The sequence below is a fragment of the Pseudomonas sp. FDAARGOS_380 genome, assembly GCF_002591235.1.
GTDB classification, from domain to species: Bacteria; Pseudomonadota; Gammaproteobacteria; order Pseudomonadales; family Pseudomonadaceae; genus Aquipseudomonas; species Aquipseudomonas salmasensis.
The window spans coordinates 1,008,777-1,022,293 of record NZ_CP023969.1 but is presented as its reverse complement, the minus strand read 5'-3'; the positions used below and the strand labels follow the sequence as shown (position 1 = coordinate 1,022,293).

Here is a 13,517-nt window from a genome sequence, read left to right as displayed (position 1 = left end):
ACGCCCGATTTAGCGGGTGGCGGCCAGGCTTTCGAGGAAACTTTCCAGCACCAAATGAGGGCGACGGCCCTTGCGCGTGACCGATGCCAGGCTCAAATCGTAAAAACGTGTAGCCGGTTTCAGCGCACGCAGTCGGCCTTGTTGTACCCACAGGCTGGCGTAATGATCGGGCAAGTAGCCGATATAGCGTCCGGTGAGAATCAGGAACGCCATGCCCTCACGGTCTGAGGCACTGGCGGTGCAGTTGAGCGCCTGGTAATGGGCCTGGATCTCCGCGGGCAAGCGGAAGGTGGGGGCGATGGCGTCCTGGCTGTCGATGCGTTCGTCGTCCAGTTGCTTGTTGTCGGCGTAAAACAGCGGGTGGCCGACCGCGCAATAGAGCAAGGAGCGTTCGCTGTACAACGGCTGGTATTCCAGGCCCGACAATGCGCTGGCCTGGGGCACCACACCGACGTGCAGGCGACCGTCGAGTACGCCTTGCTCCACTTCATTGGGGGCGATCATGCGGATCTGGATCTGCACGTCCGGGCCGCGTTCCTTCAACTGCGCCAATGCGTGGGTGATACGCATATGGGGCAGAGTGACGAGGTTGTCGGTGAGGCCAATGATCAGTTCGCCGCGCAAATGTTGGTGCAGGCCGTTGACCTCGGTACGAAAACTTTCCAGGGCACTCAGCAGTTGCAGGGCAGACTGATAAACCTCACGGCCTTCTTCCGTCAGAGAGAACCCGGCGCGGCCGCGTTGGCACAGCCTTAGCCCGAGCCGTTGCTCAAGATCGCTCATCTGCTGGCTGATGGCCGAGCGCCCGATGCCAAGGACGGTTTCCGCTGCCGAGAAGCCGCCGCACTCCACCACGCTGCGAAAGATGCGCAGCAGGCGAATATCGAAGTCACTGACTTGCGCCAAAGGGTCGGGACGACGGCTGCTCATAGTTTAGTGAAGTCCTGACTGAAGGTTAGAAGAGTTGGATTTCACCGACTTTATCCCCGTGGCAATTTAGCTGCAACAACGCTTTTTCAATCCCGACGCTGCCTTTTGCCCTGCGAGGTTTTGCTGATGAACATGCCCGAAAACGCCCCATCGTCCCTGGCCAGCCAATTGAAGCTGGATGCGCACTGGATGCCTTACACCGCCAACCGTAACTTCCAGCGCGATCCACGCCTGATCGTGGCCGCCGAAGGTAGTTGGTTGACCGATGACAAGGGGCGCAAGGTCTATGATTCGTTGTCGGGCCTGTGGACCTGTGGCGCCGGGCATACGCGCAAGGAAATCCAGGAAGCGGTCGCCAAGCAATTGGGCACCTTGGACTACTCCCCAGGCTTTCAGTACGGTCATCCGTTGTCGTTCCAGTTGGCGGAAAAGATCACCGACCTGACCCCAGGCAACCTCAATCATGTGTTCTTTACCGACTCGGGCTCTGAATGCGCCGATACAGCGGTGAAAATGGTGCGGGCCTACTGGCGCCTAAAAGGCCAGGCCACCAAGACCAAGATGATTGGTCGCGCCCGGGGTTACCACGGCGTAAACATCGCCGGTACCAGCCTGGGCGGTGTGAACGGTAACCGTAAGCTGTTTGGCCAGGCGATGATGGATGTTGACCATCTGCCTCACACCTTGCTGGCCAGCAACGCCTTCTCCCGGGGCATGCCGGAGCAGGGCGGTATTGCCTTGGCCGATGAGTTGCTCAAGCTGATCGAGCTGCATGACGCGTCGAACATCGCAGCCGTGTTTGTCGAGCCGATGGCCGGTTCCGCTGGCGTATTGGTGCCACCGCAGGGTTATCTCAAGCGCCTGCGCGAAATTTGCGACCAGCACAATATCCTGTTGGTGTTCGACGAAGTGATCACAGGCTTTGGCCGCACCGGCTCGATGTTCGGTGCTGACAGCTTCGGCGTGACCCCGGACCTGATGTGCATCGCCAAGCAAGTCACCAACGGCGCTATCCCGATGGGCGCGGTGATTGCCAGCAGCGAGATCTACCAGACCTTCATGAACCAGGCGACGCCGGAATACGCCGTGGAATTCCCCCACGGCTACACCTACTCGGCGCACCCGGTGGCTTGCGCGGCGGGCCTGGCGGCATTGGACCTGTTGCAGAAAGAAAACCTGGTGCAGAGCGTAGCCGAAGTCGCACCGCACTTTGAGAATGCGCTGCACGGTTTGAAGGGCAGCAAGAATGTGATCGACATTCGCAACTACGGCCTGGCCGGTGCTATCCAGATTGCCCCGCGTGATGGGGATGCCATCGTGCGCCCATTCGAAGCCGGCATGGCGCTGTGGAAAGCCGGTTTCTATGTGCGTTTTGGCGGCGATACCCTGCAGTTCGGGCCAACCTTCAACAGCAAGCCGCAGGACCTGGACCGTCTGTTTGACGCGGTCGGCGAAGTGCTGAACAAGATCGACTGATTTCTCCTTCTATATAGAACAATTTTTCAGGAGCCCTGCATGAGCCTTATCCAGCATTTGATCAACGGTGAGCTGGTCAACGACAGCGGTCGTAGTGCCGACGTCTATAACCCGTCCACTGGCCAGGTGATTCACCAGGTGCCGTTGGCCAGTCGTGAAACCATTCAACAGGCGATTGATTCGGCCAAGGCTGCGTTTCCGGCCTGGCGCAATACGCCGCCAGCCAAGCGTGCCCAAGTGATGTTCCGTTTCAAGCATTTGCTGGAGCAGAACGAAGCACGGATCTCGCAGTTGATCAGCGAAGAACATGGCAAGACCTTGGAAGACGCAGCGGGTGAGCTCAAGCGTGGGATCGAGAACGTGGAGTACGCGTGCTCGGCGCCGGAGATTCTCAAGGGTGAATACAGCCGCAACGTAGGGCCGAACATCGATGCGTGGTCGGACTTCCAGCCGTTGGGCGTGGTGGCGGGTATCACCCCGTTCAACTTCCCGGCGATGGTGCCACTGTGGATGTACCCGTTGGCGATTGTCTGCGGTAACTGTTTCATCCTTAAACCGTCAGAGCGCGACCCGAGTTCGACGCTGTTGATCGCGCAGCTGTTGCAGGAAGCCGGGCTGCCTAAAGGCGTGCTCAGCGTGGTACATGGCGACAAGGGCGCGGTGGATGCGCTGATCGAAGCGCCGGAAGTCAAAGCCTTGAGTTTTGTAGGCTCGACGCCGATTGCCGAGTACATCTACTCCGAAGCGACCAAACGCGGCAAGCGTGTGCAGGCACTGGGCGGGGCGAAGAACCACGCGGTGCTGATGCCGGATGCCGATCTGGATAACGCGGTGAGTGCCCTGATGGGCGCAGCTTATGGTTCCTGCGGTGAGCGTTGCATGGCGATCTCGGTGGCGGTGTGCGTGGGCGACCAGGTAGCGGATGCGTTGATCGCCAAGCTGGTGCCGCAGGTCAAGGCGTTGAAGATTGGTGCGGGCACTTCTTGCGGCCTGGACATGGGCCCGCTGGTGACGGGACAGGCGCGGGATAAAGTCAGTGGCTATATAGAAGACGGTGTGTCGGCGGGTGCAGAACTGGTCGTTGATGGCCGTGGCTTGAGTGTTGCCGGGCATGAGCAAGGTTTTTTCCTCGGCGGTAGCCTGTTTGACCGCGTCACGCCTGAGATGCGTATCTATAAAGAAGAGATCTTTGGGCCGGTACTGTGCGTAGTGCGGGTGGATAGCCTGGAAGCGGCGATGCAGTTGATCAACGATCATGAATACGGCAACGGTACGTGCATCTTCACCCGTGACGGTGAAGCGGCGCGCCTGTTCTGTGATGAGATTGAAGTCGGCATGGTGGGGGTTAACGTGCCGCTGCCAGTGCCGGTTGCGTATCACAGCTTTGGCGGCTGGAAACGTTCGCTGTTTGGCGACTTGCATGCCTATGGGCCGGACGGGGTGCGGTTCTATACCCGTCGCAAGGCAATCACCCAGCGTTGGCCGCAACGGGCCAGCCATGAAGCGTCGCAATTCGCCTTCCCTAGCCTGTAAGGCTGCGTAGGTAGAAGGCCGGCCCCTTGGGGCCGACCTTTGCGTTATTGGGGCTTTTTGACTTATATGACAGAAATGTGAAAAAGAAGGTTGACGGCAGATTCTGGAAGCCTATAATTCGCCCCACTTCCGGCGCAGTCGAAACGGAAAACTCCTTGGTAAACAATGAGTTACGCAGTTATCGACAGCAAGTTGCTTCAGTTCATCGAAGCCAAAAGGAAGTTGAAAAAGAGGTGTTGACAGCAGCGTGTAACGCTGTAGAATTCGCCTCCCGCTTACGAGAGATCGCAAGCGCAAGTGGTTGAAGTTGTTGAAGAAATCTTCGAAAACTTCTGAAAATAACCACTTGACAGCAAATGAGGCTGCTGTAGAATGCGCGCCTCGGTTGAGACGAAAGATCTTAACCAACCGCTCTTTAACAACTGAATCAAGCAATTCGTGTGGGTGCTTGTGGAGTAAGACTGATAGTCAACAAGATTATCAGCATCACAAGTTGCTCCGCGAGAAATCAAAGATGTAACCAACGATTGCTGAGCCAAGTTTAGGGTTTCTTAAAAACCCAAAGATGTTTGAACTGAAGAGTTTGATCATGGCTCAGATTGAACGCTGGCGGCAGGCCTAACACATGCAAGTCGAGCGGTAGAGAGAAGCTTGCTTCTCTTGAGAGCGGCGGACGGGTGAGTAATGCCTAGGAATCTGCCTGGTAGTGGGGGATAACGTTCGGAAACGGACGCTAATACCGCATACGTCCTACGGGAGAAAGCAGGGGACCTTCGGGCCTTGCGCTATCAGATGAGCCTAGGTCGGATTAGCTAGTTGGTGAGGTAATGGCTCACCAAGGCGACGATCCGTAACTGGTCTGAGAGGATGATCAGTCACACTGGAACTGAGACACGGTCCAGACTCCTACGGGAGGCAGCAGTGGGGAATATTGGACAATGGGCGAAAGCCTGATCCAGCCATGCCGCGTGTGTGAAGAAGGTCTTCGGATTGTAAAGCACTTTAAGTTGGGAGGAAGGGTTGTAGATTAATACTCTGCAATTTTGACGTTACCGACAGAATAAGCACCGGCTAACTCTGTGCCAGCAGCCGCGGTAATACAGAGGGTGCAAGCGTTAATCGGAATTACTGGGCGTAAAGCGCGCGTAGGTGGTTTGTTAAGTTGGATGTGAAATCCCCGGGCTCAACCTGGGAACTGCATTCAAAACTGACTGACTAGAGTATGGTAGAGGGTGGTGGAATTTCCTGTGTAGCGGTGAAATGCGTAGATATAGGAAGGAACACCAGTGGCGAAGGCGACCACCTGGACTAATACTGACACTGAGGTGCGAAAGCGTGGGGAGCAAACAGGATTAGATACCCTGGTAGTCCACGCCGTAAACGATGTCAACTAGCCGTTGGAAGCCTTGAGCTTTTAGTGGCGCAGCTAACGCATTAAGTTGACCGCCTGGGGAGTACGGCCGCAAGGTTAAAACTCAAATGAATTGACGGGGGCCCGCACAAGCGGTGGAGCATGTGGTTTAATTCGAAGCAACGCGAAGAACCTTACCAGGCCTTGACATCCAATGAACTTTCTAGAGATAGATTGGTGCCTTCGGGAACATTGAGACAGGTGCTGCATGGCTGTCGTCAGCTCGTGTCGTGAGATGTTGGGTTAAGTCCCGTAACGAGCGCAACCCTTGTCCTTAGTTACCAGCACGTAATGGTGGGCACTCTAAGGAGACTGCCGGTGACAAACCGGAGGAAGGTGGGGATGACGTCAAGTCATCATGGCCCTTACGGCCTGGGCTACACACGTGCTACAATGGTCGGTACAGAGGGTTGCCAAGCCGCGAGGTGGAGCTAATCCCATAAAACCGATCGTAGTCCGGATCGCAGTCTGCAACTCGACTGCGTGAAGTCGGAATCGCTAGTAATCGCGAATCAGAATGTCGCGGTGAATACGTTCCCGGGCCTTGTACACACCGCCCGTCACACCATGGGAGTGGGTTGCACCAGAAGTAGCTAGTCTAACCTTCGGGAGGACGGTTACCACGGTGTGATTCATGACTGGGGTGAAGTCGTAACAAGGTAGCCGTAGGGGAACCTGCGGCTGGATCACCTCCTTAATCGACGACATCAGCTGCTCCATAAGTTCCCACACGAATTGCTTGATTCATTGAAGAAGACGATAGAAGCAGCTTTAAGCTCCAAGCTGATAGCTCTTAGCTAATCAGTTACGCGCTCGAAATTGGGTCTGTAGCTCAGTTGGTTAGAGCGCACCCCTGATAAGGGTGAGGTCGGCAGTTCGAATCTGCCCAGACCCACCAATTTTGTTATGGGGCCATAGCTCAGCTGGGAGAGCGCCTGCCTTGCACGCAGGAGGTCAACGGTTCGATCCCGTTTGGCTCCACCATTAACTGCTTCTGCTGTTAGAGTTTAGAAATGAATATTCTGAAGTGAATATTGATTTCTAGTCTTTGATTAGATCGTTCTTTAAAAATTTGGGTATGTGATAGAAAGATAGACTGAACGTTACTTTCACTGGTAACGGATCAGGCTAAGGTAAAATTTGTGAGTTCTCTTAACTGAGAAATTCGAATTTTCGGCGAATGTCGTCTTCACAGTATAACCAGATTGCTTGGGGTTATATGGTCAAGTGAAGAAGCGCATACGGTGGATGCCTTGGCAGTCAGAGGCGATGAAAGACGTGGTAGCCTGCGAAAAGCTTCGGGGAGTCGGCAAACAGACTTTGATCCGGAGATGTCTGAATGGGGGAACCCAGCCATCATAAGATGGTTATCTTGTACTGAATACATAGGTGCAAGAAGCGAACCAGGGGAACTGAAACATCTAAGTACCCTGAGGAAAAGAAATCAACCGAGATTCCCTTAGTAGTGGCGAGCGAACGGGGACTAGCCCTTAAGTGGCTTTGAGATTAGCGGAACGCTCTGGAAAGTGCGGCCATAGTGGGTGATAGCCCTGTACGCGAAAATCTCTTAGTCATGAAATCGAGTAGGACGGAGCACGAGAAACTTTGTCTGAATATGGGGGGACCATCCTCCAAGGCTAAATACTACTGACTGACCGATAGTGAACTAGTACCGTGAGGGAAAGGCGAAAAGAACCCCGGAGAGGGGAGTGAAATAGATCCTGAAACCGTATGCGTACAAGCAGTGGGAGCCCACTTTGTTGGGTGACTGCGTACCTTTTGTATAATGGGTCAGCGACTTATTTTCAGTGGCGAGCTTAACCGAATAGGGGAGGCGTAGCGAAAGCGAGTCTTAATAGGGCGTCTAGTCGCTGGGAATAGACCCGAAACCGGGCGATCTATCCATGGGCAGGTTGAAGGTTGGGTAACACTAACTGGAGGACCGAACCGACTACCGTTGAAAAGTTAGCGGATGACCTGTGGATCGGAGTGAAAGGCTAATCAAGCTCGGAGATAGCTGGTTCTCCTCGAAAGCTATTTAGGTAGCGCCTCATGTATCACTGTAGGGGGTAGAGCACTGTTTCGGCTAGGGGTCATCCCGACTTACCAAACCGATGCAAACTCCGAATACCTACAAGTGCCGAGCATGGGAGACACACGGCGGGTGCTAACGTCCGTCGTGAAAAGGGAAACAACCCAGACCGTCAGCTAAGGTCCCAAAGTTATGGTTAAGTGGGAAACGATGTGGGAAGGCTTAGACAGCTAGGAGGTTGGCTTAGAAGCAGCCACCCTTTAAAGAAAGCGTAATAGCTCACTAGTCGAGTCGGCCTGCGCGGAAGATGTAACGGGGCTCAAACCATACACCGAAGCTACGGGTATCACGTAAGTGATGCGGTAGAGGAGCGTTCTGTAAGCCTGTGAAGGTGAGTTGAGAAGCTTGCTGGAGGTATCAGAAGTGCGAATGCTGACATGAGTAACGATAATGGGTGTGAAAAACACCCACGCCGAAAGACCAAGGTTTCCTGCGCAACGTTAATCGACGCAGGGTTAGTCGGTCCCTAAGGCGAGGCTGAAAAGCGTAGTCGATGGAAAACAGGTTAATATTCCTGTACTTCTGGTTATTGCGATGGAGGGACGGAGAAGGCTAGGCCAGCTTGGCGTTGGTTGTCCAAGTTTAAGGTGGTAGGCTGGAATCTTAGGTAAATCCGGGATTCTAAGGCCGAGAGCTGATGACGAGTTAACTTTTAGTTAACGAAGTGGTTGATGCCATGCTTCCAAGAAAAGCTTCTAAGCTTCAGGTAACCAGGAACCGTACCCCAAACCGACACAGGTGGTTGGGTAGAGAATACCAAGGCGCTTGAGAGAACTCGGGTGAAGGAACTAGGCAAAATGGCACCGTAACTTCGGGAGAAGGTGCGCCGGTGAGGGTGAAGGACTTGCTCCGTAAGCTCATGCCGGTCGAAGATACCAGGCCGCTGCGACTGTTTATTAAAAACACAGCACTCTGCAAACACGAAAGTGGACGTATAGGGTGTGACGCCTGCCCGGTGCCGGAAGGTTAATTGATGGGGTTAGCTAACGCGAAGCTCTTGATCGAAGCCCCGGTAAACGGCGGCCGTAACTATAACGGTCCTAAGGTAGCGAAATTCCTTGTCGGGTAAGTTCCGACCTGCACGAATGGCGTAACGATGGCGGCGCTGTCTCCACCCGAGACTCAGTGAAATTGAAATCGCTGTGAAGATGCAGTGTATCCGCGGCTAGACGGAAAGACCCCGTGAACCTTTACTATAGCTTTGCACTGGACTTTGAATTTGCTTGTGTAGGATAGGTGGGAGGCTTTGAAGCGTGGACGCCAGTCTGCGTGGAGCCATCCTTGAAATACCACCCTGGCAACTTTGAGGTTCTAACTCAGGTCCGTTATCCGGATCGAGGACAGTGTATGGTGGGTAGTTTGACTGGGGCGGTCTCCTCCTAAAGAGTAACGGAGGAGTACGAAGGTGCGCTCAGACCGGTCGGAAATCGGTCGTAGAGTATAAAGGCAAAAGCGCGCTTGACTGCGAGACAGACACGTCGAGCAGGTACGAAAGTAGGTCTTAGTGATCCGGTGGTTCTGTATGGAAGGGCCATCGCTCAACGGATAAAAGGTACTCCGGGGATAACAGGCTGATACCGCCCAAGAGTTCATATCGACGGCGGTGTTTGGCACCTCGATGTCGGCTCATCACATCCTGGGGCTGAAGCCGGTCCCAAGGGTATGGCTGTTCGCCATTTAAAGTGGTACGCGAGCTGGGTTTAGAACGTCGTGAGACAGTTCGGTCCCTATCTGCCGTGGACGTTTGAGATTTGAGAGGGGCTGCTCCTAGTACGAGAGGACCGGAGTGGACGAACCTCTGGTGTTCCGGTTGTCACGCCAGTGGCATTGCCGGGTAGCTATGTTCGGAATAGATAACCGCTGAAAGCATCTAAGCGGGAAACTAGCCTCAAGATGAGATCTCACTGGAACCTTGAGTTCCCTGAAGGGCCGTCGAAGACTACGACGTTGATAGGTTGGGTGTGTAAGCGCTGTGAGGCGTTGAGCTAACCAATACTAATTGCCCGTGAGGCTTGACCATATAACACCCAAGCAATTTGCGAACTCGAGAGAGACCAGATTGCGGTGTGTGAAGACGAAAATGAACCGAAAGTTCGACGCTCACAAAACACCGAGATCTATCACCTACCCAATTTGCTGAAGCGAGGCCAGCTGGCCACGACTCAGTACCAGAATTTCTTGACGACCATAGAGCATTGGAACCACCTGATCCCATCCCGAACTCAGCAGTGAAACGATGCATCGCCGATGGTAGTGTGGGGTTTCCCCATGTGAGAGTAGGTCATCGTCAAGATTAAATTCCGAAACCCCAATTGCGAAAGCAGTTGGGGTTTTGTTTTGGGCGCTCGAAAAGTGTCCACCTTGTCCCCGTACACTTGTTCCCCCAACCCCAACCTGACTACCCCGACAAATTTGCACAGTTATTTCTGAGCGACACCACTAGAATAGCCACCTAACCATTTTTAGAGTCAGAGCCCTATCTATGCCCGATCCGGTTGACGCCCGCGAGGTGTCGGATTTACCGCTGGACGATCTGGTGGCATGCCATGAGTGCGACTTGCTGATGCGCAAACCAACCCTCGCCCTCGGCGAAAAAGCCCAATGCCCACGCTGTGGCTACGAGCTATACGCTCACCGGCACAATGTGGTCGAGCGCAGCCTCGCCTTGGTACTGGCAGCCCTGCTGCTTTACATCCCCGCGAACTTTTTGCCCATCATGCAGCTCAATCTACTCGGGCAGTCCTCGGAGGACACCGTGTGGAGCGGCGTCGTCGGCCTGTTCGATACCGGCATGCAAGGCGTTGCCGCCGTGGTGTTCCTGTGCAGTATGGGCATCCCCTTGCTAAAGCTCCTGTGCCAATTGGCCGTGTTGCTCAGTATTCGCTGGAACATCGGTCGCAACTACGGGCTGCTGCTATACCGCATCTACCACCACATGAAGGACTGGGGGATGTTGGAGGTCTACTTGATGGGTGTGCTGGTGGCGATCGTAAAGCTCGCCGACATGGCCTCCATCACCATTGGCCTGGGTCTGGTCTGCTTCGTCAGTTTATTAATGGTCCAAGTTCTGCTTGAGGTGGTGATGTCGCCCCATCAGATCTGGCAAGCGCTGTCAGGAGAGGATGACCATGCGGGCGATTGATGCAGGCATTCTGATTTGTACCGAATGCCATGAGTTGAACAAGCAGGACGCGGATACCGATGAGCAACTCTGCACCCGTTGCGGCGCGTTGATCCATGCCCGTCGCCCCAATAGCCTCACACGCACCTGGGCGCTGTTGATCACCGCGGCGATCCTGTATATCCCCGCTAACCTGTTACCCATCATGACGGTCAACTCCCTCGGCCAAGGTGACCCCAGCACCATCATGTCGGGTGTCATCCAACTGGTGCAGCACGGGATGTTCCCGATCGCCGCCGTGGTGTTCATCGCCAGTATCCTGGTACCGACCTTCAAGTTGGTCGGCATTGGCCTGCTGCTGTTCTCGGTGCAGCGTCACCAACCGCTGTCCGCGCAACAACGCATTGTGATGTACCGCTTTATCGAGTTCATTGGGCGTTGGTCCATGCTGGATATCTTCGTGATCGCCATCCTGGTGGCGGTCGTTAACTTTGGGCGACTCGCCAGTGTCGAGGCCAACCTCGGCGCTGCGGCGTTCGCCAGTGTGGTGATCTTGACGATGCTTGCCGCAGTAACTTTCGATCCCCGACTGATTTGGGATAACACGGAGTCGGACGACGACCATGAGTGATTTGCCTAAAGCTAAAACCCGCCCAGCTTCTAACTGGTCGGCCATTTGGGTGTTGCCCCTGATTGCCCTGATCATTGGTGGCTGGCTGGGGTGGCGTGCCTATTCCCAGCAAGGTATCGAGATTCAAGTTCGCTTTGAAAGCGGCGAAGGTATTCAGGTCAACAAGACCGAAGTGGTCTACAAAGGTATGACCGTGGGTAAGGTGAAAACCCTGGCCCTGGATGACGAGGGCAGCAATCGCGGGGTGATCGCCACCATCGAGATGAACAAGGACGTTGAGCAGTACCTCAAGACCAACACCCGCTTCTGGTTGGTCAAGCCCAGCGTCAGCCTTGCCGGTATCACCGGCCTGGAAACCCTGGTCTCAGGTAATTACATTGCCGCCAGCCCGGGTGATGGCGAGCCCACGCGCAAGTTCAAGGCGCTCTCCGAAGAGCCGCCGTTATCCGACGCCAAGCCCGGCTTGCACCTGACCCTCAAGGCCGATCGCCTGGGCTCGTTGAACCGTGGCAGTCCGGTGTTCTACAAGCAGATTCAGGTCGGCCAGGTCAAAAGCTACCTGCTGTCTGAAGACCAGAGCACCGTCGAGATCAAGGTCTATATCGAACCGACTTACGCCAACCTGGTGCGCAAACACACGCGTTTCTGGAACGCCAGCGGCATCAGTATCGACGCCAACCTTTCCGGTTTGAAAGTGCGCAGCGAATCCCTCTCCAGCATTGTCGCCGGTGGTATCGCCTTCGCCACGCCGGAAAACCGCAAAGACAGCCCGCCCACCGACCCGAGCCTGCCTTTCCGCCTATACGAAGATTTCGATGCCGCCGCAGCGGGGATCAAGGTCAAGGTCAAACTCACCGACTTTGAAGGCCTGCAGGCCGGGCGTACCCCGGTCATGTACAAAGGCATCCAGGTCGGCAGCCTGAAAACCCTGAAGATCGACCCGGACCTGTCCAGCGCCAGCGCCGAGCTGACCCTCGACCCATTGGCCGAGGACTACCTGGTCGAGGACACGCAGTTCTGGGTGGTCAAACCGTCCATCTCCCTGGCAGGCATCACCGGCCTGGAGGCCTTGGTCAAGGGCAACTACATCGCGATTCGCCCAGGCGATAAAGGCACCCCGCCACAACGCGAATATGTAGCCCGTGCCAAGGCGCCGCCGTTGGACCTGCGTTCCCCGGGCCTGCACATGGTGTTGCTCACCGACAGCCTGGGCTCGCTGGATGTCGGCAGCCCGATTCTGTACAAGCAGGTCAAAGTCGGTTCGGTGCAGAGCTACCAGTTTTCGCGCAAGAAAAAACAACTGGTGATCGGCGTTCATATCGAGAAGGAATACGAAAGCCTGGTCAACGGCTCGACGCGCTTCTGGAATGCCAGCGGCGTCACCCTCACGGGCGGGCTCACCGGCGGTATCCAGGTCAAAAGCGAATCCCTGGCCAGCCTGATGGCCGGTGGTATCGCCTTCGAAACGCCGGAGCCGAACGTGCCATTGAAACATCGCATCCCGCGCTTCCGCCTGTATGCCGACCGTGATGCCGCCAACCAGCACGGCACGCTGGTGACCATCAAAGTCGAGCGCGCCGACGGCCTGAGCGCCGGCACACCGGTGCGCTTCAAGGGGCTGGATGTGGGCAAGATCGAGAGTGTCGACCTCAGTGCCGACATGCAGTCGGTGCTGCTCAAGGCGCGTATCACTCAGGTCGCGGACCGCATTGCGCGCACCGGCAGTCAGTTCTGGGTGGTCAAGCCGGAACTGGGGCTGATGAAGACAGCTAACCTGGAGACCCTGGTCACCGGCCAATACATCGAAGTGCAGCTGGCCGCAAAAAACGCCGGCCCGCAAAAGAGTTTTGTCGCCCTGCCCCAGCCGCCCGAAGCGGTGCATCAGGAGGCTGGCCTGAGCCTCACACTCAGCGCCGCCCGCCGTGGTTCCTTGAAGGAAGGCGTGCCGGTCACCTACCGTGAAGTGACGGTCGGCAAAGTCACCGGCTATGAGCTGGGCCAGACCGCTGACCGCGTGCTGGTGCACATCCTGATCGAGCCCAAGTACGCGCCGCTGGTACGCAGTGGTAGCCGCTTCTGGAACACCAGCGGCTTTGGCCTCGACTTCGGCTTGTTCAAGGGCGCGACCGTGCGTACCGAATCCCTGGAGACGTTGGTGGCCGGCGGGATCGCCTTTGCCACGCCGGACGGCGAGCGCATGGGCAACCCGGCACGGCCGCAGCAGACGTTCCCGTTGTTCGACAAGTTTGAGGATGAGTGGCTGACCTGGGCGCCCAAGATTCCACTCGGTAAATAAACCGAGGCGCGGCTATCGCGGGCAAGC

Annotated in this window: 6 protein-coding genes, 2 tRNA genes and 3 rRNA genes; 10 read left to right on the top strand and 1 reads right to left on the bottom strand. The window is 55.8% G+C overall.

The genetic code is table 11. The annotated features are described in order from the left end of the window. Nucleotides 1-9: 9 nt before the first annotated feature. Nucleotides 10-930, bottom strand: coding sequence for a LysR family transcriptional regulator (locus CRN80_RS05005; RefSeq protein ID WP_003188270.1), 921 nt, complete (start codon nt 928-930; stop codon nt 10-12). 126 nt (nt 931-1,056) lie between these two features. On the opposite strand from CRN80_RS05005, the gene CRN80_RS05000 reads away from it, so the two are divergent. The 10 genes from CRN80_RS05000 (at nt 1,057) to CRN80_RS04950 (ending at nt 13,490) form a co-directional block, all read left to right on the top strand. Beyond that, nucleotides 1,057-2,406, top strand: coding sequence for an aspartate aminotransferase family protein (locus CRN80_RS05000; protein WP_003188272.1), 1,350 nt, complete (start codon nt 1,057-1,059; stop codon nt 2,404-2,406). Between the two features lie 39 nt (nt 2,407-2,445). Next, the gene (locus tag CRN80_RS04995; protein ID WP_098949656.1) at nt 2,446-3,939 is read left to right on the top strand and encodes a CoA-acylating methylmalonate-semialdehyde dehydrogenase; all 1,494 of its coding nucleotides are present in this window, start codon (nt 2,446-2,448) and stop codon (nt 3,937-3,939) included. A gap of 571 nt (nt 3,940-4,510) precedes the next feature. Further along, nucleotides 4,511-6,047: ribosomal RNA gene (locus CRN80_RS04985) — 16S ribosomal RNA — on the top strand. Nucleotides 6,048-6,171: 124 nt separating this feature from the next. Then, nucleotides 6,172-6,248 (top strand) — tRNA-Ile (locus tag CRN80_RS04980). Between the two features lie 10 nt (nt 6,249-6,258). Then, nucleotides 6,259-6,334 (top strand) — tRNA-Ala (locus tag CRN80_RS04975). A 237-nt stretch (nt 6,335-6,571) separates the two neighbouring features. Then, nucleotides 6,572-9,462 (top strand): 23S ribosomal RNA (locus CRN80_RS04970). Nucleotides 9,463-9,619: 157 nt separating this feature from the next. Next, nucleotides 9,620-9,735 (top strand): 5S ribosomal RNA (rrf, locus tag CRN80_RS04965). The 16S, 23S and 5S rRNA genes sit together here with 2 tRNA genes alongside, the layout of an rRNA operon. 189 nt (nt 9,736-9,924) lie before the next feature. Continuing rightward, the gene (locus CRN80_RS04960) at nt 9,925-10,584 is read left to right on the top strand and encodes a paraquat-inducible protein A (RefSeq protein ID WP_003188275.1); all 660 of its coding nucleotides are present in this window, start codon (nt 9,925-9,927) and stop codon (nt 10,582-10,584) included. Beyond that, nucleotides 10,571-11,194, top strand: a complete 624-nt coding sequence (locus CRN80_RS04955) for a paraquat-inducible protein A (RefSeq protein WP_032893717.1) — start codon at nt 10,571-10,573, stop codon at nt 11,192-11,194. Before CRN80_RS04960 ends, CRN80_RS04955 begins: the two co-directional genes overlap by 14 nt. Further along, nucleotides 11,187-13,490, top strand: coding sequence for a PqiB family protein (locus CRN80_RS04950; RefSeq protein WP_098949655.1), 2,304 nt, complete (start codon nt 11,187-11,189; stop codon nt 13,488-13,490). Before CRN80_RS04955 ends, CRN80_RS04950 begins: the two co-directional genes overlap by 8 nt. The last annotated feature ends 27 nt before the right edge of the window (nt 13,491-13,517 follow it).

What these genes read in the sequence shown, in the direction of transcription:
- CRN80_RS05005 (WP_003188270.1), bottom strand. Translation starts at nt 930, where the DNA reads ATGAGCAGCCGTCGTCCCGACCCTTTGGCGCAAGTCAGTGACTTCGAT.
- CRN80_RS05000 (WP_003188272.1), top strand. Translation starts at nt 1,057, where the DNA reads ATGAACATGCCCGAAAACGCCCCATCGTCCCTGGCCAGCCAATTGAAG.
- CRN80_RS04995 (WP_098949656.1), top strand. Translation starts at nt 2,446, where the DNA reads ATGAGCCTTATCCAGCATTTGATCAACGGTGAGCTGGTCAACGACAGC.
- CRN80_RS04960 (WP_003188275.1), top strand. Translation starts at nt 9,925, where the DNA reads ATGCCCGATCCGGTTGACGCCCGCGAGGTGTCGGATTTACCGCTGGAC.
- CRN80_RS04955 (WP_032893717.1), top strand. Translation starts at nt 10,571, where the DNA reads ATGCGGGCGATTGATGCAGGCATTCTGATTTGTACCGAATGCCATGAG.
- CRN80_RS04950 (WP_098949655.1), top strand. Translation starts at nt 11,187, where the DNA reads ATGAGTGATTTGCCTAAAGCTAAAACCCGCCCAGCTTCTAACTGGTCG.